At 63.3% G+C, this 22,941-nt stretch carries 24 protein-coding genes; 11 read left to right on the top strand and 13 right to left on the bottom strand.

Annotation, left to right across the window (positions count from 1 at the left end):
* Positions 1 to 51: 51 nt before the first annotated feature.
* Positions 52 to 3,633, top strand: coding sequence for an ATP-binding protein (locus CCC_RS09910; RefSeq protein ID WP_009868848.1), 3,582 nt, complete (start codon positions 52 to 54; stop codon positions 3,631 to 3,633).
* An 83-nt stretch (positions 3,634 to 3,716) separates the two neighbouring features.
* On the opposite strand, the gene ykgO is transcribed toward CCC_RS09910, so the two are convergent.
* Entirely contained in the window at positions 3,717 to 3,842 is a 126-nt protein-coding gene (ykgO, locus tag CCC_RS09915) for a type B 50S ribosomal protein L36 (RefSeq protein ID WP_008614494.1), read from the bottom strand.
* A 146-nt stretch (positions 3,843 to 3,988) separates the two neighbouring features.
* Here ykgO and CCC_RS09920 point away from each other — a divergent pair, with 146 nt between their 5' ends.
* Positions 3,989 to 4,780: an N-formylglutamate amidohydrolase gene (locus tag CCC_RS09920; protein WP_009868847.1), complete on the top strand. Its 792-nt coding sequence runs from the start codon at positions 3,989 to 3,991 to the stop codon at positions 4,778 to 4,780.
* On the opposite strand, the gene CCC_RS22945 is transcribed toward CCC_RS09920, so the two are convergent.
* A complete protein-coding gene (locus CCC_RS22945) occupies positions 4,777 to 4,899 on the bottom strand; it encodes a hypothetical protein (protein WP_269078877.1) in 123 nt (40 codons plus the stop codon). The genes CCC_RS09920 and CCC_RS22945 overlap by 4 nt on opposite strands.
* Positions 4,900 to 4,988: 89 nt before the next feature.
* Here CCC_RS22945 and CCC_RS09925 point away from each other — a divergent pair, with 89 nt between their 5' ends.
* Positions 4,989 to 5,252 carry a DUF2312 domain-containing protein gene (locus tag CCC_RS09925; RefSeq protein ID WP_009868846.1) on the top strand — a complete coding sequence of 88 codons (264 nt, stop codon included), beginning with the start codon at positions 4,989 to 4,991 and terminating at the stop codon, positions 5,250 to 5,252.
* A gap of 40 nt (positions 5,253 to 5,292) precedes the next feature.
* Here CCC_RS09925 and CCC_RS09930 read toward each other — a convergent pair whose 3' ends face one another.
* From CCC_RS09930 to CCC_RS09945, 4 genes are all read right to left on the bottom strand, one after another.
* Complete coding sequence (locus tag CCC_RS09930; RefSeq protein WP_236686354.1) at positions 5,293 to 5,697, bottom strand: dihydroneopterin aldolase; 405 nt, start codon at positions 5,695 to 5,697, stop codon at positions 5,293 to 5,295.
* 69 nt (positions 5,698 to 5,766) lie between these two features.
* The gene (locus CCC_RS09935; protein WP_041041106.1) at positions 5,767 to 6,309 is read right to left on the bottom strand and encodes a hypothetical protein; all 543 of its coding nucleotides are present in this window, start codon (positions 6,307 to 6,309) and stop codon (positions 5,767 to 5,769) included.
* Between the two features lie 59 nt (positions 6,310 to 6,368).
* Complete coding sequence (folK, locus tag CCC_RS09940) at positions 6,369 to 6,869, bottom strand: 2-amino-4-hydroxy-6-hydroxymethyldihydropteridine diphosphokinase (RefSeq protein ID WP_009866748.1); 501 nt, start codon at positions 6,867 to 6,869, stop codon at positions 6,369 to 6,371.
* 9 nt (positions 6,870 to 6,878) lie between these two features.
* A complete protein-coding gene (locus tag CCC_RS09945) occupies positions 6,879 to 7,085 on the bottom strand; it encodes a YdcH family protein (protein WP_009866747.1) in 207 nt (68 codons plus the stop codon).
* 95 nt (positions 7,086 to 7,180) lie between these two features.
* Between CCC_RS09945 and CCC_RS09950 the strand changes: the two genes are divergently transcribed.
* On the top strand, positions 7,181 to 8,266 hold the full coding sequence (locus CCC_RS09950) for an ATP-dependent 6-phosphofructokinase (RefSeq protein ID WP_041041108.1): 1,086 nt from the start codon (positions 7,181 to 7,183) through the stop codon (positions 8,264 to 8,266).
* 30 nt (positions 8,267 to 8,296) lie between these two features.
* On the opposite strand, the gene CCC_RS09955 is transcribed toward CCC_RS09950, so the two are convergent.
* Entirely contained in the window at positions 8,297 to 8,866 is a 570-nt protein-coding gene (locus CCC_RS09955; RefSeq protein WP_041041110.1) for a UbiX family flavin prenyltransferase, read from the bottom strand.
* A gap of 138 nt (positions 8,867 to 9,004) precedes the next feature.
* On the opposite strand from CCC_RS09955, the gene CCC_RS21745 reads away from it, so the two are divergent.
* Both CCC_RS21745 and CCC_RS09960 read left to right on the top strand, forming a co-directional pair.
* Complete coding sequence (locus tag CCC_RS21745; protein ID WP_082036579.1) at positions 9,005 to 9,178, top strand: YdcH family protein; 174 nt, start codon at positions 9,005 to 9,007, stop codon at positions 9,176 to 9,178.
* A 306-nt stretch (positions 9,179 to 9,484) separates the two neighbouring features.
* A complete protein-coding gene (locus tag CCC_RS09960; RefSeq protein ID WP_041041111.1) occupies positions 9,485 to 11,401 on the top strand; it encodes a propionyl-CoA synthetase in 1,917 nt (638 codons plus the stop codon).
* A gap of 214 nt (positions 11,402 to 11,615) precedes the next feature.
* Here CCC_RS09960 and CCC_RS22140 read toward each other — a convergent pair whose 3' ends face one another.
* The 4 genes from CCC_RS22140 to CCC_RS09980 all read right to left on the bottom strand — a co-directional run bounded on the left by CCC_RS22140 (position 11,616) and on the right by CCC_RS09980 (position 14,608).
* A complete protein-coding gene (locus tag CCC_RS22140) occupies positions 11,616 to 11,843 on the bottom strand; it encodes a hypothetical protein (protein WP_152619753.1) in 228 nt (75 codons plus the stop codon).
* A gap of 385 nt (positions 11,844 to 12,228) precedes the next feature.
* Positions 12,229 to 13,263 carry a CobW family GTP-binding protein gene (locus CCC_RS09970; protein ID WP_041041114.1) on the bottom strand — a complete coding sequence of 345 codons (1,035 nt, stop codon included), beginning with the start codon at positions 13,261 to 13,263 and terminating at the stop codon, positions 12,229 to 12,231.
* On the bottom strand, positions 13,260 to 13,658 hold the full coding sequence (hisI, locus tag CCC_RS09975; RefSeq protein ID WP_009867723.1) for a phosphoribosyl-AMP cyclohydrolase: 399 nt from the start codon (positions 13,656 to 13,658) through the stop codon (positions 13,260 to 13,262). The genes CCC_RS09970 and hisI overlap by 4 nt, the downstream gene beginning before the upstream one ends.
* A 32-nt stretch (positions 13,659 to 13,690) precedes the next feature.
* Positions 13,691 to 14,608 carry a zinc ABC transporter substrate-binding protein gene (locus tag CCC_RS09980; protein ID WP_009867724.1) on the bottom strand — a complete coding sequence of 306 codons (918 nt, stop codon included), beginning with the start codon at positions 14,606 to 14,608 and terminating at the stop codon, positions 13,691 to 13,693.
* Between the two features lie 66 nt (positions 14,609 to 14,674).
* Here CCC_RS09980 and CCC_RS09985 point away from each other — a divergent pair, with 66 nt between their 5' ends.
* The 5 genes from CCC_RS09985 to CCC_RS10005 all read left to right on the top strand — a co-directional run bounded on the left by CCC_RS09985 (position 14,675) and on the right by CCC_RS10005 (position 20,073).
* Positions 14,675 to 15,157 carry a Fur family transcriptional regulator gene (locus CCC_RS09985; protein ID WP_041041116.1) on the top strand — a complete coding sequence of 161 codons (483 nt, stop codon included), beginning with the start codon at positions 14,675 to 14,677 and terminating at the stop codon, positions 15,155 to 15,157.
* On the top strand, positions 15,154 to 15,939 hold the full coding sequence (locus CCC_RS09990; RefSeq protein WP_009867726.1) for an ATP-binding cassette domain-containing protein: 786 nt from the start codon (positions 15,154 to 15,156) through the stop codon (positions 15,937 to 15,939). The genes CCC_RS09985 and CCC_RS09990 overlap by 4 nt, the downstream gene beginning before the upstream one ends.
* A complete protein-coding gene (locus CCC_RS09995; RefSeq protein WP_041041419.1) occupies positions 15,932 to 16,714 on the top strand; it encodes an iron chelate uptake ABC transporter family permease subunit in 783 nt (260 codons plus the stop codon). The genes CCC_RS09990 and CCC_RS09995 overlap by 8 nt, the downstream gene beginning before the upstream one ends.
* A 105-nt stretch (positions 16,715 to 16,819) precedes the next feature.
* Entirely contained in the window at positions 16,820 to 17,992 is a 1,173-nt protein-coding gene (locus CCC_RS10000) for a hypothetical protein (protein ID WP_009867728.1), read from the top strand.
* A gap of 83 nt (positions 17,993 to 18,075) precedes the next feature.
* The gene (locus tag CCC_RS10005) at positions 18,076 to 20,073 is read left to right on the top strand and encodes an ATP-binding protein (RefSeq protein ID WP_052473082.1); all 1,998 of its coding nucleotides are present in this window, start codon (positions 18,076 to 18,078) and stop codon (positions 20,071 to 20,073) included.
* Between the two features lie 2 nt (positions 20,074 to 20,075).
* On the opposite strand, the gene CCC_RS10010 is transcribed toward CCC_RS10005, so the two are convergent.
* Positions 20,076 to 20,801: an MgtC/SapB family protein gene (locus CCC_RS10010; protein ID WP_009867730.1), complete on the bottom strand. Its 726-nt coding sequence runs from the start codon at positions 20,799 to 20,801 to the stop codon at positions 20,076 to 20,078.
* A 2-nt stretch (positions 20,802 to 20,803) separates the two neighbouring features.
* The gene (locus CCC_RS21185; protein WP_052473084.1) at positions 20,804 to 22,735 is read right to left on the bottom strand and encodes an efflux transporter outer membrane subunit; all 1,932 of its coding nucleotides are present in this window, start codon (positions 22,733 to 22,735) and stop codon (positions 20,804 to 20,806) included.
* Between the last annotated feature and the right edge of the window lie 206 nt (positions 22,736 to 22,941).

A 22,941-nucleotide genomic window follows, 5' to 3' on the forward strand; every position in this document is an offset into this window, starting at 1 on the left:
TGGTGTTGTCTGGGGCATTATGCCCGAGGCCAAAAAGGGGAGAGCGGGGCAGTGCCGGGCGTGTCAGCCGACGACAGGATCACCAGCCAGGAGGATGGCCCAGGCGGCCGTTGGCGTTTTGGCATCCGTGCCAAGCTGGTGGTGGCGGTCGGCACCGTGGCTGGCATGATCATGGTCGCCAGTCTGCTCACTTGGTTCAGTTATTCGGAAATCGAACGTCTGCTGGCCGCCGTGACGCGGACCAATCTGCCCAGCCTGTCCAACGCCCTGAAACTGTCCGAGGCCACCGCCCGGCTGGCCGCCGCCGCTCCGGCTCTTGACGGCTCCCAGTCACAGTTCCAGAGGCAAAGTAATTTCGTGGCGCTGCAACAGCAGACCGAACGCCTGCTTGTTCTGGTCGACCATCTGGCCGGGTCCATCGCCGATACCGGGCGGGTCGAGGAACTGCGTTCCATGATCGCCGCCTTTGCCGACAATGTGGTGGATCGTAACATCTTAGTGGACAAGCGGTTGCAACTGGCCGAGCGCAGCCGCGCCCAGGCCGAGATCATCAGTAATCTCGACGTGGAGGTGCACCGCGCCATGGGAGGGCTGATCGGTGATCCCGCCCTGGCCACCGTGGTGCTGGCGTCGAACTACCTGCGCGAGGCGGTGGTGGCCGGCAATCTGGAGAAGGTCGGCGACCTGCGCAGCGCCTATGAGGAACAGGTGCGCTATCTGGCTGAACTGGTCGATGCCGCCGGGTCCAGGCCGCCCAGGACCCGCGAACTGACCCGGCGCGTGTTGGCGCTGGGGACGGGGCCGGAAAACGTTTTCGAACTCCGTACCTTGCAGATGTTGACCATTGCGCGGCTGGCCGCCGCCAATGACGAGGGGCGCGATCTGGTGGCCCGCACCTCGTCCTCGGTGGGGCGGCTGGTTTCGGCGGCGGAAGCCGAGGCGGCGGAGAACGAGCGCCGCACCGAGGCCGCGGTGTCGAGCGGGCGGACCACCATGCTGGTGGTGGCCATGCTGACCTTCTTCGGGCCGCTGCTGTTCATATGGCTGTATCTGGGACGCAGCGTGGTTGCGCGTCTGGCCGGACTGGCGTCGTCCATGCACGCCATCGCCGAGGGTGACTTTCAGGCGCCCATTCCCGGCCAGGGCAATGACGAGATCACCGATATGGCCGCCGAACTGGCAGTGTTCCGCGACGCCATGGCCAAGCTGCAGGAATCCAGCGAGGCGCTGATCGAAAGCGAGCGGCGCCTGCGCCGCATCCTCGATACCTCACCCCTGGCTCTGGCCATTTCGCGGGTGTCGGACAGCGCCATTTTGCTGGTCAATCCCCGCTGGTCCGAACTTTACCGGGTGCCGAAGGCCCGCGCCCTGGGAATGACCGTGGCGTCTTGCTATTCCGATCCGGCCAACCGGCTGCGGCTGGTCGAACTGGTGAAAAAACGCGGCTTCGTGGGCGGGTTCGAGTGCCGGATGCGGGCCAGCGACGGCCATGAATTCTGGGCCATGCTCTCGGCCGCCGAAATCGAGATGGACGGCGAGCCCGCGGTGATCGTCTCCTCCACCGATATCACGCGGCACAAGGAGGAGGAGGCCGCCCTGGCCGAGGCCAAGAAGGTGGCCGAAGAGGCCAGCCAGGCCAAATCCCTGTTCCTGGCCACAATGAGCCATGAGATCCGCACGCCCATGAACGGCGTCTTGACCATGGCCCAACTGCTCGAAGACATGCCTTTGCCCGCCGAGCAGCGGGAAATGGCCCGCGTCATCCGCGATTCCGCCACATCGCTGCTCACCATCATCAACGACATCTTGGATTTCTCCAAGATCGAGGCCGACAAGCTCCAACTCGAACTGGTGGAACTGTCGCTGTCGGAACTGGTGGAAGGGGTGGCCGATCTTCTGACCATCCGCGCCCAGGAAAAGGGCATCAGCCTGATCACCTTCATCGATCCGGCCCTGACCGACATGGTCATCGGCGATCCCATCCGCCTGCGCCAGATCATCACCAATCTGGCCGGTAACGCCATCAAGTTCACCGACAAGGGGTATGTGCGCATCTCGGTCCGCGCCCTGGACCCGCGTGAGCGTCCGTTGCGTCTGGAGTTCAACATCACCGACACCGGGATCGGACTGGATTCGGAACAACAGGCCCGCCTGTTCGAGCCCTTCATGCAGGCCGACGTCACCATTTCCCGGCGCTATGGCGGAACCGGGCTGGGCCTGTCCATCTGCCGCCGCCTGGTGGCCATGATGGATGGCGAAATCGGGGTGCGCAGCAATATGGGCCAGGGCTCGACCTTCTGGTTCCAGGTGCCCCTGGAACCGGCCGATGTCGCGCCGGAGGAGACCCCGGACCTGTCCGGCATCGCCGTCCTGGTCCTGGCGGAAGGGCCGGTGGCGGCGGAATGCCTGCGCCAGTATCTCGGCCATTTGGGTGCCCAGGTGGCTGTGGTGGTGGGGGCCGAGGGCGCCGTGGCTGCCGTGCGTGCCGCCGCCTTGGCCGGTTGGACCTATGACGTGGCGCTTCTTGATGATGGCCAGGATTTCCGTATGCGTCTGGGCGTGGCCGGGGCCCTGATGACCGCCGCCGGGCCCGATCTGGAATTGAAGGTGGCCTTGCTGGTCGCCAAGGAAGCCTTCGCCGCCGTGGCGTCCGAAATCAAGGCGGCCGGGCTATACGCCGCCCTGCCCAAACCCATCCGCCGTCGCCAGCTATGGCGCAATGTGGCCGTTGCGGTGGGGCGGGCCATGCCCGAAGCCGAGTCCGCCGATGGCGTCGGCGCGGAGGAGGGGTGGCGTCCTCCAACCACCGAAGAAGCGGCGGCGGCGGGCGCCCTGATCCTGGTGGCCGAGGACAATCCCACCAACAAGGTGGTCATCCGCCACCTGATGGAGCGCCTGGGCTACGCCATCGAGGTTGTGGGCAACGGCGCCGAGGCCTGGGAGCGCATGCAGATCCGCGATTACGGCCTGTTGCTCACCGATTGCCATATGCCCGAGATGGATGGCTACGAACTGACCCAGCGCATCCGTGAATGGGAGGTGGAGACCGGCCATCTGCTGCCCATCGTGGCGCTGACCGCCGATGCTTTGGCCGGGACCGCGCGGCGTTGCCTTGATTGCGGCATGAACGCCTTTTTGGCCAAGCCCATCGACCTGATTCAGTTGGACGCCACCATCCGCCGTCTTCTGCCGGTGGCGGTCGGGCTGCGGCGGCGGCGTTCCGGGGGCGAGGAGGCGGTGGCGCCCCCGCTGGCGGCGGTCGGGGTTCCTCTGCTTGGTCCCGTGGCGGCGGACCCGTCCTTGCCGCCGGTCCTCGATCTTACCCCCATGCGGCAGATCTTTGGCGATATCGGAAACGAGGTCCGCGAACTTCTGGCCCTGTTCGTGGACACGACCCGTCCGCTGGTGGTGGATCTTGGCATTGCCTTAGAGGCCGCCGACGCCCTGGCGGCGCGGGAAGCGGCCCATTCGGCCAAGGGGGCGGGCAACAGCGCCGGGGCCTTCCGCTTCGCCAAGCTGTGCGCCCAGGCCGAGGCCGCCTGTGCGGCTTCCGATCTGGCCACGGTCAGCGCTCTCTATCCCGCGCTGGAAGTTGCCTTCGACGAGGCCGCCGCGGCGATCGCAGCCATATGACAAAAAGAAAACCGCGCTCTCTGTGGAGCGCGGCTTGCTTCGATCTTGTGCCTTATTTAAGGGCGCTGACCGGCTGCCGGGCCTTAGCCCTGGCGGGCCTTGAAGCGGGGGTTCGTCTTGTTGATGACGTAGACCCGGCCCTTGCGGCGAACGATGCGGCAATTCTTGTCGCGCAGCTTGGCCGACTTCAGCGAGTTACGAATCTTCATGGTCCGACTTCCTAAAGCGTAATTGTCGCCGAAACGACGTCACTTGGTTTCGCAAGCGCGAGGCCGGGAAAATACGGAAAGGAACGGGGGCTGTCAACAGCTCGTGAAACGTTTTCTTTCGAATTTTGGAAGTTATACTCCTTTCCATGCTGACCTTCATCCCTGATCCCCTCGGAACCCCCGTCGCCTTCCATACCGTAGAGGGCCGGGCAGGCGCGCGCGTCCTGGTGGTTTGCGACCATGCCTCGGCGGCCATCCCCGCCAGCCTGGGTGATCTGGGGGTTGGCGAGGCCCAGCGGACCAGCCATGTGGCCTGGGATATCGGCGCCGCCCAGGTGGCCGTCATTCTGGCTGATATCCTGGGTTGTCCCGCCGTTCTGTCGGGCGTCAGCCGACTGGTCATCGACTGCAACCGCCAGCCCGGCGACCCGTCTTCCATACCCGCGCTCAGTTGCGGCGTCCGGGTTCCGGGCAACGAGGGCGTCGATGAGGCAGAGGCCGATGCCCGTGCCCGCGACTGGTTCTGGCCCTATCACACCGAGATCGGCGACCGCATCGCCCATTTATGGCGCGAGGCAAGCGTACCGGCGGTGGTGGCCGTTCACAGCTTCACGCCCTGCATCGAGGGGCAGATGCCGCGGCCCTGGCATGTGGGCGTGCTGTGGAACCGGGATCCGCGCATGGCGGAACCGGTGCTGGCGGGCCTGCGGGCGCGCGGCGATCTGGTGGTGGGCGACAACCAGCCCTATTCCGGGCGCGAGATCAATTACACGCTGGACACCCATGCGGGCGTGGCCGGGCTGCCCAATGTCTCGTTCGAGATCCGCCAGGATTTGTTGGCCGACGAGGCCGGGTGCCGACGCTGGGCTTTGATCCTGGCCGATGCCCTGAGCGGCGTTCTGGCCGATGACGGGCTGTACCGCGCCGAAACCTATTAGAATCCGGTATTGAAGATGGAGCAGCCGCCCCTGGTTCCGGCGTTATTGCCCTTCACCTCGCAATTGCCGCAAGCAGCGAGGAACAGGCAGATCAGCAGGGGCAGCAACCGGTGTTTCATGACCCCATCCTAGCAGAGTGTAACACCCGCTTGAACCAGCTCCCTTGCTTGGCTATGGTCTGGACCCATTTCGACCGAGGAGCGCGTTCATGAGCGAGGAACAGAATACCAGCCAGATCGGCGGCATCGCGGCCGAGGCGCTGCGCCAGTTCATCGACCGTATCGAACGGTTGGAAGAGGAAAAGAAGGCCCTCTCGGCCGATATCAAGGACGTCTATTCCCAGTGCAAGTCCCAGGGATTCGACACCAAGATCATCCGCAAGATCGTGGCGCTGAGAAAGCGCGACCGCCAGGAGCGGGAAGAGGAACAGCAGATCCTCGATCTCTACCTCGCCGCCCTCGGCGAGGCGTAAGCCATCTCGTCGCTCGAGGAATGACGGCCCGTCCGGGCCGTCACTTCCGTCCGCGCTCGATCTCGATTCCCACCGAGGCGGCCTCGGCATAGACGTCGAGCTTTTCCACCCGGATGCGCGCGGTTTCCACCCGCTCATCGATCAGGCACAGGTCGGCGATCTTCTCCGCCAGGGTCTCCACCAGATTGATGTGTCCCTCGGCCAGCATGGTCTTGATGCCGTCGATCACATCCTCGTAGGACACCACATTGGCGATGTCGTCGCTCAAGGGTCCTGCCTGTTCCAGCACGCTCATATCCACGTTGATACGCACCCGCTGCGGCGCCAGCAATTCATGGGCATGGATACCGATCAAGCATTTGAGCACCAGATCGCGCACCAGAATGCGATAGAGGCGGCGGACCGGCGCTTCGCCCGGCTGGATATCGGCTTGACTGCGGCTCACGAACACTTGGATCTTTCCTCAGGCTGGGAAAGCAGGGTCATAGCGCTTACCGAGCGCTGGGCGCAAGTGTCAATGACTGGTGCCGCAACACGGGGGGCAGCGAACCTGATGGGTGCGGAAGGGGATGTCATCGGCAAAGATGCCCAGGCGGTCCAGGGCCTCGCTTGCCGGTTGCCATTGGTCCCCGATCTTGATCCGCCCGCATTCGGGGCATAGATCCACATTGACCGGCAGGCGCAGATGCCGCTGGTGGAATTCGCCGACCTCCTGCGGTTCCGTGGCGATAAGGCGGCTGGAAAACCGGATTCCGCCGCAGCCCAAGGGCATCATGACCATGGACATCAGCCGTTTTGTGCCAGGATCGTCGCACCGGAAGGCAAAGCAAACCCCTAAGCCCGTCCGCCGAATCTCGGTCACCAGGGCGCGGTAGATATCGGAAATATTGGCATCGTCCACCACGTCCCAGAGAGAGCGGCTGAGAACACTCTTCTGGTAGGTCTTCTCCGGCCAACCCTGGCCGAAAGCAACGATGCGGTCGCGGCCGCAAATTTCATAGCTCAGGACGTCGGCAGCATCCTGGGTCGGCTCACTGATCTGAAAGAGCCCCACCATCGGCCACCTCACAAATCCATAGCTCTATGCCCTAAGGATGTTGTGGTTCTGGCCCTCATCTACAAGGCCATGGAGTCCAAAGGGGCGAGGCGGCGGATATCATCAGCCTCGGGCAAGCGCGCCAGCAGGCCGGCGATGTCGGTGCCCAGCAGCGGATGAAGGCAGGCCCCGGCGATCTCGGCAAGGGGGGCCAGGGCGAAATGGCGTTCGGGCAGCCGGGGATGGGGCAGGGTGAGAATCTCGCTCTCCATCACCACATCACCATAGAGAAGGATGTCGAGGTCGATGAGACGCGGCCCATAGCGCACCGAGGCGACGCGGCCCAAATCGTCTTCCATGGTCTTGAGACAGGACAACAGGTCCAGTGGGGCGAGCTGGGTTTTCAACGCGGCTGCCATGTTGAGGAAGGCGGGCTGGTCGGTGACATAAAGCGGGGCCGTTTCCCAGACCCGAGAGCGGGCGGTGATCACTCCGACCCGGCCCAGGGCGTCCAGGGCGGCGCGCAGATTGGCGGGCCGGTCGCCCAGGTTGGTGCCGAGACCGAGATGAACCAGTGTCATGGAATGCTGTCAGGCGATGATGTCGGGGATCAGGGCGTTTTCCAGCCGCGCAATCTCGTCCTTGAGATGCAGTTTGCGCTTTTTCAGGCGCTGAAGGCGCAGCTGATCGAACGGCGCCTCGTCGGAAACGCGTGAAATCACGTCATCCAAATCGCGGTGCTCGGTCTTCAATTCCGCCAGTTGACGGCGGACTTCATCAAGATTGTCATCGATCATGGCTGGACGCGGCTAGGATTACGTGGCTAGACGGTAGCAGAACTCCGCCGGAAACGGTATGGGTAAGGTAGGACAATCACGGAAAGGGGTGGGGAATGACGGCCAAGCGTATCGGAATTCTGACCAGCGGCGGCGATTGTGCCGGACTGAATGCGGCCTTGCGGGCCGTGGTTCACCGCGCCATCCGCAATTACGGCTGGAAAGTGTTCGGCATCCGGGACGGCAGCCTTGGACTCATGAACCGTCCACTCAACTACGTGGAATTCGACCTGAAGTCGGTGGGCGACGACATGCTGCGCCTGGGCGGCACCATCTTAGGGACCATCAACAAGGGCGACCCTTTCGCCTATCCCATGCCCGACGGCAGCAAGAAGGACCGCTCCCAGGACTTCGTGGACGGCTATAAGGAATTGGGCATCGAGGCGCTGGTGGTGATCGGCGGCGATGGTTCCATGCGCATCCTCAATGAATTATGCCGCAAGGGCGGCATTCCCATGGTCGGCATCCCCAAGACCATCGACAACGATGTGGCCCATACCGACTATGCCATCGGCTTCGCCACGGCGCTCAACGTGGCGGGCGAGGCCATGGATCGGCTGGCCCCCACGGCGGCCAGCCATCATCGCGTGATGATCCTGGAGGTCATGGGCCGCGATGTGGGCCACATCGCCATCAACGCCGGTATCGCTGGCGGCGCCGACGTGGTGCTGATCCCCGAGATTCCCTATACCCTGGAAGGCATTGCCCGGAAAATTTCCGAGGTCAGGGCCGAGGGGCGCAATCACGCCCTGATGGTGGTGGCCGAGGGCTGCAAGACCGAAACCGGCGAATCGGTGACCACGCTGCAGAGCGGCGGTCAGGCCCGCTATGGCGGTATCGGCCAGTATCTGGCGGCGCGTCTGGCCGAAACCGTGGAGGCGGAAACCCGGGTCACTGTTCTGGGCCATGTGCAGCGCGGCGGCATGCCCGCCATGCGCGACCGCATCATCGCTTCGGCTTTCGGCGTCTATGCCGTCGATCTGATCGCCCAGGGCAAGCTGGGGCGTATGGTGGCCTGGCAGCATGGTCAGGTGGTGGATGTTCCGATCACCGACGTGGCTGGCATTACGCGGGCCATCGACCCCTACGGCACCCTGGCTCAGACGGCCCGCGGCCTGGGAACCTATATCGGCGAGATGTAGGGTAGGGGGGGGCGGGGAGTGGCCTTTGGCCTACTCCCCCCACCTTCGGATGGTCCCGCAATCCAGGCCGAACAGGTCGAGCATGCGCCCGGCCGTGTGCTCGATCATGTCGTCCAGGCTTTCGGGTCTGGCGTAGAAGCCGGGGACGGGGGGCGCGATCACCGCGCCCATCTCCGAGAGTTGCAGCATGGAGCGCAGATGGCCGGTATGAAGTGGCGTCTCGCGCACCATGAGGACCAGGCGGCGGCGTTCCTTCAAGGCCACATCGGCGGCCCGGGTCAGCAACGAGGTGGTCACCCCGGTACTGATCTCGCTCATGCTGCGGATAGAGCACGGCGCCACGATCATGCCCAGCGAGCGGAACGAGCCCGAGGCCGGTGCGCCGCCGATATCCTCGGCCTTATACCAGTGGCTGGCCAGGGCGCGGACCTGGGCCACTTTCATCTCGCTTTCGTGGGACAGGGTCACTTCGGCGGCGCGGCTCATGATCAGATGGGATTCAACGCCCAGCCGGGCCAGCATCTCCAGGACACGGATGCCATAGACCACCCCCGAGGCTCCACTAATTCCTACGATCAGGCGGGGCGGGGGGGCGTTCAAGGGTGTTGGTCCTCGTTCAGGTTTGAAGATGGAGTAAGAACCTTAGTCCAGGCGGGTGATGAGGGCAATTTCCTGCTGACAATTGTGTGACAGGAGGAATAAGATTCCCAGGTTACTCATCCCCTAGGGAGGACCGTAATGAGCCTTCATGACCGTGCTGAGTCCTTGAAAGTCAAGCATGCCGCTCTGGAAAGCGCCATCGAAATGGAAACCAGACGCCCGCTGCCGGATAACACCCAAATCCACGATCTGAAACGCAAAAAACTCCTGATCAAGGACGAGTTGAGCCGCATAGGCTCCGGGCCTCACTGAGGAAGGCGATCGGAGGGGCCGGGTTTACCGGCCCCTTTTTTCATGGTGGCTTTGGCGAAAAAGCTTTTCGCCGCCTTCACAGAATTCAGCGGATTTCCTGAATACCCCTGAAATTGCGAAGTTTGCAAATGGGTGAGCATCGCCGCCTATTGCTCTGTTTTTCAACAATAAAGCCATTCTGCAAAATTGCATTTGCGTTTCTGCAATGCACCTTTGCAAAAATTGCCGAGTTACGGCATTCTCCCCCTCAGACGGAGGGGCAAAAGCCCCCCACGGGAGAGTGGCAAAGCAGAGGACCTGTCCGACATGACCAACGCATACCAGCAAGCTTACGAGAAGTCGCTGAAGGACCCCGAGGGGTTCTGGGGTGAGGCGGCCAAGGAAATTCATTGGTACAAGACCTGGGACAAGGTCCTGGACGATTCCAAGAAGCCGTTCTATCGCTGGTTCGTCGGTGCCGAGACCAACACCTGCTACAACGCCATCGACCGCCATGTGGAGCAGGGTCGCGGCGCGCAGACCGCCATCATCTATGACAGCCCCGTCACCAATACCAAGCGCAAGATCTCTTACGACGAGCTGAAGGATCAGGTGTCGCGCCTGGCCGGTGCCATGGCCGCGCTCGGCGTCACCAAGGGTGACCGCGTCCTGCTCTACATGCCCATGATCCCCGAAGCGGTGGTCGGCATGCTGGCCACCGCCCGTCTGGGCGCCATTCACTCGGTGGTGTTCGGCGGCTTCGCCCCCACCGAACTGGCCACCCGCATCAACGATGCCAAGCCCAAGGTGATCCTCTCGGCCTCCTGCGGCATCGAGGGTTCGCGCGTCATCGCCTACAAGCCCCTGCTGGACGAGGCTATCGAGATCTCCGAGCACAAGCCCGGCAACACCATCATGTATCAGCGCCCCCAGTCGGCCGCCGTGATGGACAAGGCTGGCGATCTGGACTGGACCGAGGTCTGCGCCAAGGCCAAGCCCGCCGATTGCGTGCCGGTCCTGGCCACCGATCCGCTCTACATCCTCTACACCTCGGGCACCACCGGCCAGCCCAAGGGCGTGGTCCGCGACAATGGCGGCCACATGGTCGCCCTGATGTGGTCCATGAAGTATGTCTACGACATCAAGCCGGGCGAGGTCTTCTGGGCCGCCTCCGACGTGGGTTGGGTGGTCGGCCACTCCTATATCTGCTACGCCCCGCTGCTCAACGGCTCCACCACCGTGGTCTACGAGGGCAAGCCGGTCGGCACCCCCGATGCCGGTGCCTTCTGGCGCATGATCAGCGAATACAAGATGGCCGCGCTGTTCACCGCGCCCACCGCCTTCCGCGCCATCAAGCGCGAAGACCCCAACGCCGAACTGCTCAAGAAGTACGACCTGAGCGGCTTCCGCGCCCTGTTCCTGGCGGGCGAGCGTTCGGACCCCGACACCATCAACTGGGCCGTCAACCACCTCAAAGTGCCGGTGGTCGATCACTGGTGGCAGACCGAGACCGGCTGGGCCATCGCCGCCAATTGCCTGGGCCTGCATGAATTCCCCATCAAGCCCGGCTCGCCCACCAAGCCCGTCCCCGGATGGGGTCTGGAAGTCCTCGACGAAGGCCATCAGCCCTGCGAGGCTGGCAAGGTCGGTTCGCTGGTGGTGCGCCTGCCGCTGCCCCCCGGTGCTCTGCTTACCCTGTGGAATGCCGATCAGCGCTGTGTCGACAGCTACTATTCGGAATTTCCCGGCTGCTACAAGACCGCCGATGCCGGCATGATCGATGAGGACGGCTACGCCTACATCATGTCGCGCACCGACGACATCATCAATGTGGCCGGTCACCGCCTGTCCACCGGCGGCATGGAAGAAGTGCTGGCCAGCCATCCCGACGTGGCCGAATGCGCCGTCATCGGCGTCGCCGACCAGCTGAAGGGCCAGCTGCCGCTGGGCTTCATCTGCCTCAAGGCGGGTGTGACCAAGCCCCACGATCAGGTCATCGCCGAAGTGGTCAAGCTGGTGCGCGAGAAGATCGGCCCCGTGGCCGCCTTCAAGACCTGCACCGTGGTCAACCGTCTGCCCAAGACCCGCTCGGGCAAGATCCTGCGCGGCACCATGCAGAAGATCGCCGACAACCAGGACTTCAAGATGCCCGCCACCATCGACGATCCCTCCATCTTGGACGAGATCGGCGAGTCTCTGGAAAGCGTCGGCTACGCCAAGGCCCGCAAGGACGCGGTGGAGTAAGTCTTTTCCGCCGGCGGAAAAAGCGCAGACGGCTCCCGGAGCAATCCGGGGGCCGTTTTCGTTGGTGGGGTGGGGCGTTTGTCGATGCCAACGAAGCGGATTCGTTGTGCGCCAACAGTCCTCACATTGTGATTACAACAGATCATCGAGCGGTGAAGATGACGGGCGATGGCTTGGTTTATGTGCCCCTTGGCCTTAGGCCGCGTTCTTCACTCTAAACCGCTCGCCCTTCCGCTGTCCCATTCGCTATTTCCAATAGCCAATCTTCGACCAGGGACAGGCGGTCGTCGCATTCCTGGCGTTGGAGGCAATCCTCGCGATGGAGGCAGTCTTGCACGATGGAGGCGGTGCTGCGGACCAAGTCGGGATCTGGGCGCCGACCGGCCCATTTCAGCGCCAGATCCAGCCCTTGCAGGCATGTGCAGTCGAGTCCCTGGCCCATGGCTATCTCCCTAAAGGAGGTTTGTGCCATTATCATATCGCCAAAAAGGCGATGATGTATCGCATCTTGTTTGGTGCATTGATAGGATCTGCGAGTGTATCCCATACCAAATATATAATCAAAAAAATCCGCCCCGAACCTATTGGTCGGGGCGGTGGCAGTTGCTTAGAGAGGGAGGCTGACCTCGGGGGGGAGGTCAACATCTGGAATAAGACTAACAAGCAGCTTTTGTTACGTCAAATGATTTTAAGGTGCGATGCGGTAATTCCGAGCAATTCTGTCGGGATGAAGGATGGGTGCGATCTATCTATCTGATTTCATTATGAGAAATAACGATATTCGGGGCATTGGTCCCGGATCGATTTGGTCACAAGCTTGAAAAATTTCAGGGAGCACCATTCTCCTCCAAGGCCAAAACGCCCTTCAGCAAATCCTCGACCGCCTGGCGCGACAGGTCGCGGGTGATGAAGACGATGCGGGTCCGGTGGTCGTCGTCGGGCCAGCCGGGCAGGGGCGCCGGGGGGTGGAAGACGTGCTGCACCCCGTGAATGGCTAGCGGATCGACGGATTCTCGGGCATTGACGATGCCTTTGATACGCAACAGGTTCTCGCCCTTGGAGGAAATCATCAATTCCAGAGCGAACCCCAACGCCATCCACGATACCGGCTCGGTGGCGGTGAATACAAAGGCCTGGATATGGGCATCATGGCGGTTGGCGTCATGGTGGTGATGATGGTGGTCGTGATGGGAGCGGTAGGCTTCCTCATTCAGCCAGCCTGCCACATCAGGAATTTTGCTGCCCGCATTGAACAGGCCGGCATCAAGAATTTCCGCAGGCTCCACCTTGCCCTGTACCGCGACGATAATGGGCGCGGCGGGGTTGAGGCGGCGCAGGCGGGCTCGTAAAACCTCCACCATGACCGGATCGGCGATGTCGGCCTTGGTCAGGATCAGCCGGTCGGCCACGGCCACTTGCTTGACCGCCTCGGCCTGGGCGTTGAGGGTGCGCTCTCCATTGACCGCATCCACCGTGGCGACGATGCCGTCCAGCTTGTAGCGGCTTGAGATCAACTGATCGCTCATCAAGGTGTGGATGATGGGGGCGGGGTCGGCCAGGCCGGTGGTCTCGATGATCATGCGGCTGAATTCGGGGATTTCGCCCCGTACCCGCTTGATGAACAGGTCGCGCATGCCTTCCACCAGATCGCCGCGCACCGTGCAGCACAGGCAGCCCGATTGCAGCAGGACCACATCCTCGGCCACTTGGCGCACCAGCAGATGATCCAGCCCCACCGAGCCGAATTCGTTGATCAGGACGGCGGTGTCGGCCAGTCCCGGCTGGGCCAGAAGATGGTTGAGCAGTGTCGTCTTGCCGCTGCCGAGAAAGCCGGTCAGCACGGTGACGGGGATAAGGCTCATTTCTTGTAAAGCTCCTCGGGCGAGACCAGGACCTTGGCCACTTCGGTCAGACCCTCGGGTCGCGCGGCGGTGTAAAAGCAGGTGCGGCGCCCGGTGTGGCAGGCGACGCCGTCCTGGTCGACCTTCAACAGAATGGTGTCGCCGTCGCAATCGATGAGGAAGTCCTTGAGGCGCTGTTGCTGGCCCGAGCTTTCGCCCTTGCGCCAAAGCCCGCCGCGCGAGCGCGAGAAATAGCAGACCCGTCCGGTCTCCAAGGTCTCGGCCACGGATTCCTTGTTCATCCAGGCCATCATCAACACTTCGCCGGTATCGTGCTGCTGGGCGATGGCGGGAACCAGTCCGTCGGCGTTAAATTTCAGTTTGGCGAGAACGGCGGCGGCGTCGATGGCGGACATGATCAAAACCTCTTGAAACAGGAGGCTCATCCTTAGCGGGCGGCAAGGCACTCGGCAAGGGCGCTGGCCAGTCCTTGCATCTGTTGCACATAGGAGTCCTTGCCCGGAGCCACAAGCAGGCCTTCGGGGTCCAACTGTCCCAATCTTGCCCCGGACGCCTCGGCCAGCATGGTTGCGGTGGCCTTTGGCGCGCCCGGTTCGCCGAAGACGCAAGCCGCGCCGGAGGTTTTCAGGCGGTCGCGCAACTGGGCCATGCGCTTGGCCCCCGGCGGGCGTTCGGGGTCGACGGTAATGGCGCCAGCCGGGCTCAGACCGTATCGCGCCTCGAAATACTGATGGGCGTCGTGAAATACCACATAAGGGCGCTTGGCAACCGGGGCCAGCCGGGCCGCCAGATGCGCGTCCAGTTCGGCAAGCCGCCTCTTCATGGTTTGCGCATTGGCGGCATAGCGCTGGGCATTGTCCGGGTCCAACGCGCCCAGACGTTCGCTCACCGCGACGACTAAGATTGCGGCATTGCGCGGATCAAGCCACACATGGGGGTCGGTTTCGTCGCCTTGCCCATGGGCGTGGTGGCCTCCATGATCATGATGGTCAGGCTCCCAGGCGCCGCCTTCGCGGGTGTCCAGGCGGATCAGGCCGGGTAGCGACAGCATGGCAAGTCCGTCCTGGCGTTTGGCCATGGTATGGTCCAACCAGGATTCCAGCGCGGGGCCGACCCAGACCACCAGTTTGGCCTTCTCGGCAGCGCGGGCATCGGAAGGCTTCATGGCATAACCATGGGGAGATGCGGTTCCCGAGACGATCAGCCCGGGCTCGCCCATCCCCTCCATTACGGCAGCCACCAGGGAATGCAGCGGCTTGATGCTGACCAGGACCTTGGGAACCTCGGCCAAGGCGGGGGCGGCAAGGCCTGTCAGAAGGAGGGCGGCAGCGAGGGTCTTCCGCATGGGGGCGCTCCGTGTCATGATGGAAAAGATGAAATGTTATAATATAACATATCAACGGCGGCAAGAATGAGCTTTCCCGTTCCCCAACATGATCACGGCGCCTGTATCCGGGCCGCCATGGCGGCGGCGGAGGAGGAGTGCCGTCGGCGTGGCGCTCGTCTTACCGATATCCGCCGCCGGGTTCTCGAACTGGTATGGGGCAGTCACAGGCCGGTCGGGGCCTATGCTCTTCTGGAGGAACTGGGCAAGGAGGGTTGGTCGGCGGCGCCGCCCACTGTCTATCGGGCGCTCGAATTCCTGCAAGCCCACGGACTGGTTCATCGCATCGCCTTGCTCAATGCCTTTGTCGGCTGTGCCCATCCCGGTCACCTTCATGAGGGGCAGTTCCTGCTCTGCGCCCAATGCGGCATCGCCGTGGAACTGGAGGATAAGGAGGTGGATGCCTCCATCGGCCGGGCGGCGGGGCGCATGGGCTTTTCCGTCTCGCGCCAGACCATCGAGATCGAGGGACTGTGTCTCGAATGCAGGGCCAAGGGAACGCCGTCATGAGCCTGCTCAGTCTTCATGACGTGCGGTTGAGCCATGGCCGGACCCTGGTGCTTGATCATGTGGACCTGACGGTGGATGCCGGGCGGATCATCACCGTGGTGGGACCCAACGGAGCGGGAAAGTCCTCGCTGCTCAAGGTGGCCTTGGGGCTGCTGACGCCTGATTCCGGCCGGGTGGAGCGGTCGGCCAAGGTGATCGGCTATGTGCCTCAGCGTCTCGAGATCGGGCGGCTTTTGCCTTTGTCGGTGCGGCGCTTTCTGGCCATGGCGATCCGCGAGACGGCGGATAAAGGGCAGTTGGAGGCCATGCTCGACACAGTGGGAGCCGGTCATGTCCTGGCGCGCCAGGTGGTGGATCTGTCGGGCGGCGAGATGCAACGGGTCTTGCTGGCCCGCGCCCTTCTGCGCAAGCCCGATCTGCTGGTCCTCGACGAGCCGGTGGGCGGCGTGGATGTGGCGGGGCAGGCCGAGCTTTACGATCTGATCACCGGTCAGGCGCGCGAGGCCGGAGTGGGCGTGCTGATGGTGTCGCACGACCTGCATGTGGTCATGGCCGCCACCGATCATGTGGTCTGCCTCAATCGCCATGTCTGCTGCGCCGGTCATCCCGAAGCGGTCAGCCGCCACCCGGAATATCTTGCGCTGTTCGGTCCCCGTGTGGCCGCCAGCCTTGCTATCTACACCCATGCCCATGATCACGGGCATGGCGCCGATGGTTCCGTTCTGCCCCTGGACGCCGGGGGAGGGGGGCATGTTCATGGACCAGGGTGCCGCCATGGATGATTTCCTGATTCGGGCCTTGATGGCCGGTGCCGCGGTGGCGCTGGTTGCCGGGCCGTTGGGCTGCTTCATCGTCTGGCGCAGGATGGCCTATTTCGGCGATGCCCTGGCCCATTCCGCCCTGTTGGGCATCGTGGCGGGATTGCTGCTCGGCGTGGCGCCGCTGGTGGGCGTGGCCGCCTTATGCGTCATCGCCGCCCTTATCCTGGCCCGCGCCGAAGTGGATCGGGCCACCGGGGGCGACAGCCTGCTGGGCATCCTGGCCCATGGCTCCCTGGCCTTGGGTCTGGTCCTGCTGTCCCTGATGGATCGGGTCAGGGTCGATCTGATGGGCTGGCTGTTCGGGGACATCTTGGCGGTCGGCGCCTCGGACCTGGCCTGGCTGTGGGGTGGGGCATGCTTTGTCCTGGCGATGCTGGTCTGGCAGTGGCGCAGTCTGGTGGCGGCTGCCGTGGACGAGGATCTGGCCGTGGTCGAGGGGCACAAGGTGGCCCGCGTCCGGATGCTGCTGATGCTGCTGGTGGCTTTGGGCGTTGCGGGCGCCATGAAAGTCGTCGGCATCATGCTGGTCACCGCCATGCTGATCATTCCGGCGGCGGCGGTGCGGCGTCTGTCGCGTACCCCGGAACAGATGGCCGGGCTCGCGGCTTTGGCCGGATTGATCGCCGTGGCGCTGGGCCTGGCAGGCAGCTGGATCTGGGACACGCCGTCGGGGCCCAGCATCGTTACCGTGGCGACGGCGCTTTTCCTGCTGTCTCGGACCCTGTCACGGCGATAATTCCTCCGGAGAGCCTTGCCGATTGTCCAAGGCGGTGCCATCATCGGCCTTCAATTCCGGTAATTGGGGAGGCTCCGCTCCAGAAAGGAGTAGAGGCCTTGAGATATGAGCGATTCCAAGCGTAGAGAAAAATTCGAATCCAAGGTTGCGGAGCTGCTTGCGGTTACCTCGGGATTGAAGGTTCCGCAGATTCTCATGCTGCGCCGGATGACCGCGTCCGACCCGGATACCCAGTCCTGGGCCAATGAGCGCGAATTGGGCGTGGTATTCGATACCATTCTCGACCGCGCCATCGCCGCTATCGACGTCGAGGAATTGGGCGCCGCCGCCGATCAGCATTTCGACGGCTTGCTTCCGCCCGGTCCCGACGATGCCCGCGACAAGGATCGCTGGCTTTTGTTCGATGTCACCAAGAAGTATCTGGTCAACCGTTCCAAGGCGGCCATTGCGGTTCCCGCCGCCCCCGAGCCGCCCTCCGCGGTGATCGAGGAGGAGGAGGAGGAACCCTTCGCCTTCGACAATTTCCGCCAGATGTTCGATGAGACCTTGGCCCGCTATACCCGCCGCGCTCTTCAGGTTCTGGTGGTCAATCCGGCCACCGCCGCGGCCATGCGGCCGCATATTCCACTGCCTTTCATCATCTCGCCCGGCTTTGCCAATTGCTATGAGACCTTGCTGCGCAAATTCGTGCTTCCCGACATCCGTGCCACCAAGCGCATCAAGGAATTGTCGGAAAGCCGGACCTGGGATGCCAATGGTCCCAACCGATTGATCGGCATCATTCAGCAAGGTGGCCAGGGCAATCCCATTCTCGACACCTGGGACTCCCGCTGGGGCGCCTATAAGTCCGAAGGGGTGGGTGCCAAGCACGCCAAGGCCAACGACCCCTGGGCGGTCTTTCACGACTGGGCCAAGGCTGGCGGTTTTCCTTCGCCCGACGAATCCGATATCCCGCTGTTGCATTCGGTCATCCGGTGGGAGCCGGAATCCCTGATCGAAGCCTGGCGGGAGGTGGCCTTGCTCTATCAGCAGGAGTTTCACCCCAAGGACCGCCACGATCAGGCCCGCGAGGGAGCCTTCCGCGACGCCATCGTGCGGGTCATCCGGGAACAGCCCAAATATGGCGGCGATCTCATCGCCATGAAGGCATTTTTCGAGATGCCCAAATGTGATCGCATGTTCCTCAGAAAACTGATGCAGACGGTGGGGGGCACCGAAACCGAGCGACGCCGTGTCGCCCCCGGACTGGTTCATTTTTACAACAATCTCCCTCTGTAATATGCCCGTCTCAGCTGCGTTTATGCATGCCTTGAGGTTTGTGCTATAACCTAAGGTATGGGGAAATGCGTGTGAGGGGTGGTATGGCAGGAGCATTGTGGATAGGAGGCAGGCGCGGAAAGCTGTCGGCTTGGCTGCCTCTGCTGGTCGCTTCTCTCATTACGATCTGTTCCGGTCTGGTCCTGTTCAAGGTTTATGCCCTACAGGCGGAGCGCCGCCACGAGGCTGCCAGGGCTGAACTGCTGTCCCGGCTTTCCGTGCTGAGGGCCCATCTGGAATACAATTTGACCGCCCCCTTGCTCATCAGCCGGGGCTTGGTGGCCCAGATCATCCTGCATGACGGCTTGACCGATGCGGAATTCGCGCGCGCCGCATCCCTGGTGATCAAAGATTATGATTCCGTCCGCAACCTGACCATGTCGCGCGGCACGGTGATTTCCGCCGTCTATCCCGAAGCGCCCAACCGGGCTGTGTTGGGGGTCGATTACCACAGCAAACCAGATCAATGGCCGAGTGTGGAGCGGGCCATTTCCAGCCGCAAACCGGTGGTGGCGGGTCCCGTGAACCTGATCCAGGGCGGAACGGCCCTAATCGGGCGGGTTCCGGTCTATATGCCCGATCACGGCGGCGGTGAGTCCAGGTTTTTCGGCCTGATCAGCGTCGTGATCGATCTTCCCAAGGTGTTTTCCGCCTCAGGGCTCGATGCCGGGATGATGTCCATGGAACTGGCCGTACGGGGGCATGATGGCTTGGGCCGGTTGGGTGACATGATCAGGGGGGACGAATCCATCTTCGGGCGTTCACCGGTGGAGATGGAGGTCAGTCTGCCCGACGGCACTTGGATTATGGCGGCCATTCCCAAGGGCGGCTGGGCCGCCGATGACGGTCAATTGCGGGTAACGGGCGGCATGGGGGCTGTGCTGTTCCTGTTGACGGTCCTGGCGTCTTTCGGCTGGGCGTTCTATGCCCGGCGTCAGCAGCGGGCCAGCCGTCTCGTGGCCGAGAGCGAACAACGTTACCGCGCCCTGATGGAGACCGTGCCCGTGGCAGTCGTGGTCCATCGGGAGGGAATCATTTTGTTCGCCAATACCCAGGCGGCCCGGACGGTAAGGATGGCTGCCGGAGAAACACTGGTTGGCCGCAAAGTCATGGATTTCGTCCTCCCCGAGGACCGCCAATCCGTGGCTGAGCGGGTGGCGACGGTTCTTGCCAAGCCTGATCAGGAGGCTGGCGGCCCGGTCCGCTATGTCACCTGCGACGGCCAGGTCATCGAGACCGAGGTGGTTTCCATCCGGGTCGGCCTGGAGGATCAGCCGGCGGTCTTGTCGGTGGTTCTGGACGTGTCCCTGCGCAAGAAGGCGGAGCGGGAACGGGAAAGCCTGCTGGACAGTCTTCGGCGTTCGAACGAGGACTTGCAGCAATTCGCCTATATTGCCAGCCATGACTTGCAGGAACCTCTGCGCAATGTGTCGGGTTATGTGCAGTTGCTGGGGCGGCGCTATCGCGGACGGCTGGACAAGGATGCCGACGACTTTATTTCCTTCGCCGTCGAGGGAACCAAGCGCATGCAGGAGATGATCGCCAATCTTCTGGATTATTCGAGACTTCAGCACGATGATGGCGTGACCGAGCGGGTTGATAGCCGTCTGCCTCTCGACGAAGCCCTGGCCGATCTTGGCGCCGCCATTGACGAGTCCGGTGCCGTGGTCGAAGTGGTCGGCCACATGCCGGTGGTGTTCGCCCGGCGCGTCGAACTGGCCCGCATCTTCCTGAACCTTATTGGCAACGCTATCAAGTACCGGCGCAGCGACACGGTTACGCTTATCCGCATTTCGGCCCGCCGCGAGGGGACCAATTGGGTGATTTGCGTTGCCGATAACGGTATCGGCATGGAACCGGCCTATCTGGACCGCATCTTCACCTTGTTCCAGCGCCTGCATTCCCGCGATACCTATGACGGGACCGGCATCGGCCTGGCCATCTGCCGCAAGCTGGTGCAGCACAATGGCGGGCGTATCTGGGCGGAATCAGAGCTGGGGCGCGGCTCCACCTTTAATTTCAGCCTTCAGGCGGCGGATTAGGGCTAGGATCGCGCGGGGGTGAGGCTGAACCCGGCCAGGGATTCGGTCTGCGACAAGGTGTCGAGCAGTTCCAGGGGCGCCGGTTCACGCTCGGCCGCCAGCGACATCTGGTATTCGAACAGCTTGCCGCCTTGTGCCAACTGAAAGCTCCAGTCACGGGCCACGAAGCCATGGCGGGCCAGCATGGCGTGGATGTCCTTGGCTGGCGGCGTCTGGTTGTGCAGATAGGTGAGCGTCAGATGCAGAGCCGTCTGATGGGGCAGGGCATGTTCGATGCGCCGCGCCGTGGTCATAACGGCCACGGTGCACACAGCGCCAACAATGGCGGCCGCATAGAATCCGACACCGATCAGAACGCCGATGGCGGCCGTCACCCAGATGGAGGCGGCGGTGGACAAGCCGCGGATGCTGAAGCCTTCCTTCATGATCACACCGGCGCCCAGGAAACCGATGCCGGTCATGATGCCCTGGATGGCGCGGGTGGGGTCGGCGACGCCGGGCGTATCGGTGAGGCCGCCGTACCACATACCGGGATAGCCGTTGACCACGGTCAGCGCCGTGGAGGCCATGCAGACCAGGGAATAGGTGCGTAAGCCCGCGGCCCGGCCGTGATACGACCGCTCGTAGCCGATCACCAACCCGGTGGCCAGGGCTCCCAGCATGTGGAGCACCACCAGCCCGTTGGTGACCAGTTCCTTACCCGACCAGTAGGAGAGCAGCGTCTCCATGCCTAGCTGGCGTTATCGTTGAAGGCGGCGGTCTCGTAAATATCGGCGGGCGCCATGGACGGCAAGGTGTCCAGGGCGGTGGGCTGGGTCCGCACCAGCACCGGCTTGTCCACCGGTTCCGTCACCCGGGCGGCGGGTGACGTCACGGGCTCCTGGCTGGGGGCCGGTGCGGCCTCTGGAGCCGGGCTGGGCGGGGCCGGCGTCCGAGCCGGAGCGGGAGCGGGAGCGGGAGTGGGAGCAGGAGCGGCAGGTGCCTGAGCCGGGGCAGGAGCCACATCAACCTGAGGCCTCGGAGCCGATGGCGGCGGCGGAGCTTCGGTCGCGGCGGGCGCTTCGACCGGAGCGGGCACAGGGGCCTGGACCGGAGCCGGAGCGGGCACAGGGGCCGGAGCGGGAACCGCGGCAGGAGCGGGGGCCGGGCTGGGTTTGACCGAGGCCGGAGCCTGGGCGGGAGATGGCGTGGCCGGGGCGGGAGGCGGCGCATTAACGGCGATTTCGTCCAGTTCCATGCCGCCGCCCAGGGCCTTGTAGAGGCCGATGGCGGCCTCCAGACGACCGAAGCGGGCCTGGACCTTGGCATCCTCGGCCTGGAAGCGGGTGCGCTGGGTCTCCAGGACGTTGAGGTAATCGACCATGCCCAGGCGGAAGGCTTCGGAGCTGAGACCATAGGCGTCCAAAGAGGCCTGCAGCACTTCCTGCTGGGCCACTTCCAGATCGCCCTGCAACCGGACCGCCAGCAGCGAATCCTCGACATCGCGCAAGCTGGTCAGGATGGTCTGCTGGTAGGTTTCCACCAATTCGGCTTGCCGGGATTCGCTGTAGTCGATATCGGACCGGGTCTTGCCGTTATCGAAGATGGTGGCGGCCAAGGTGGCGGCCAGGGTGAAGAAGATGCTGGTGGGATTGGTGATGTTGTCGAAATACTGGGCGGCCCAACCGCGATCGCCAGAAATGGACAGCGTCGGGAACAGCTTGGCCCGCGCCACGCCGATATTGGCATTGGCGGCGATCAGATTGGCCTCGGCCTTGCGGATATCGGGGCGGCGCAGCAGAAGGTCGGAAGGCAGGCCCGCCGACATTTCCGGCACCAAAAGATCGCGCAGCGTCTTGCCGTTCAGCGTCATGGTCTGGGGCGGCTTGCCCAACAGGACGGCCAGTTTGTTGAAGGCGCGTTCGCGGGTCAGGATGATGGGCGGAATGGTGGCTTCGGTCTGGGCCAGGACATTGCGCTGTTGCGCCAGTTCCAGGTTCGAGCTTTCGCCCAGGCGGACACGCTCGGACACCGCCTTATACATGGCCTTCATATTGGCGATGTTGCTGCGCGCCACGGCCTCGCGGTCCAGGCCTTCCAGATACTGGATATAGGTGAGGACCACGTCGGAAATCAGGGTGAGACCGATGGCCTCGCGGTCGTGGAGATTGGCGAAGGCGGTGGCCAGGGAAGAGGCCTCCGACGCCCGGACCTTCCCCCACAGATCGATTTCCCAGCTTGCCGAAACATAGGCGGAGCTGAGGCGATGGCTGCGGTTGGTGGGCGGGTTGGGGTCGGCGCCCTGTCCACCCTGGGGAGAATCGATGCTGCGCTTGCCTGAAGCGGTGATGGTGGGCAGCAAGGCGGCGCCCGCCGATCCCGCCTGCGCCTCGGCCTGGACGATGCGGGCGGTGGCTGCCTTGAGGTCGTGGTTGTTGGCCAGAGCCTCGGTCACCAGGGCGTTCAGTTCCTCGGACCCGAAGATCGTCCACCAGTTCGACAGTGGCTTGGGCATTTCCGGCGAGGGTTCGGGCAGCGGATTGCGAAAGCTGGTGGGGAGGCTCTGCTTGGGGCGTTCATATTTCGGCGTCATGTTGCAGGCGGTGTTGCTGAGCAACAGCGCCGCGATCATCACCCATCGCGCCGCAAGCGCGGTGACTGCCGGTTTTTCCGTGGTGCCCATTGGTTCCCCTGGTCCTGTAGCGCATCAGTAAGTACCACGATTGCCGTGCCTTCGGAAGGGCCGTCGGGTAGGGGATTCAACCCATAGCCTTTTAGTCATGGAGGTCCTTCCCCACATGTGTTGTTGGCGAAGCGGACATAGGCTTGCCGCAGGGATGCGCACGCCACCCTCTAATGTTGCGCCGCAACAAAAGGTTCGCAATTAAC

Origin of the sequence: Paramagnetospirillum magnetotacticum MS-1 (assembly GCF_000829825.1) — a bacterium.
GTDB lineage: Bacteria > Pseudomonadota > Alphaproteobacteria > Rhodospirillales > Magnetospirillaceae > Phaeospirillum > Phaeospirillum magnetotacticum.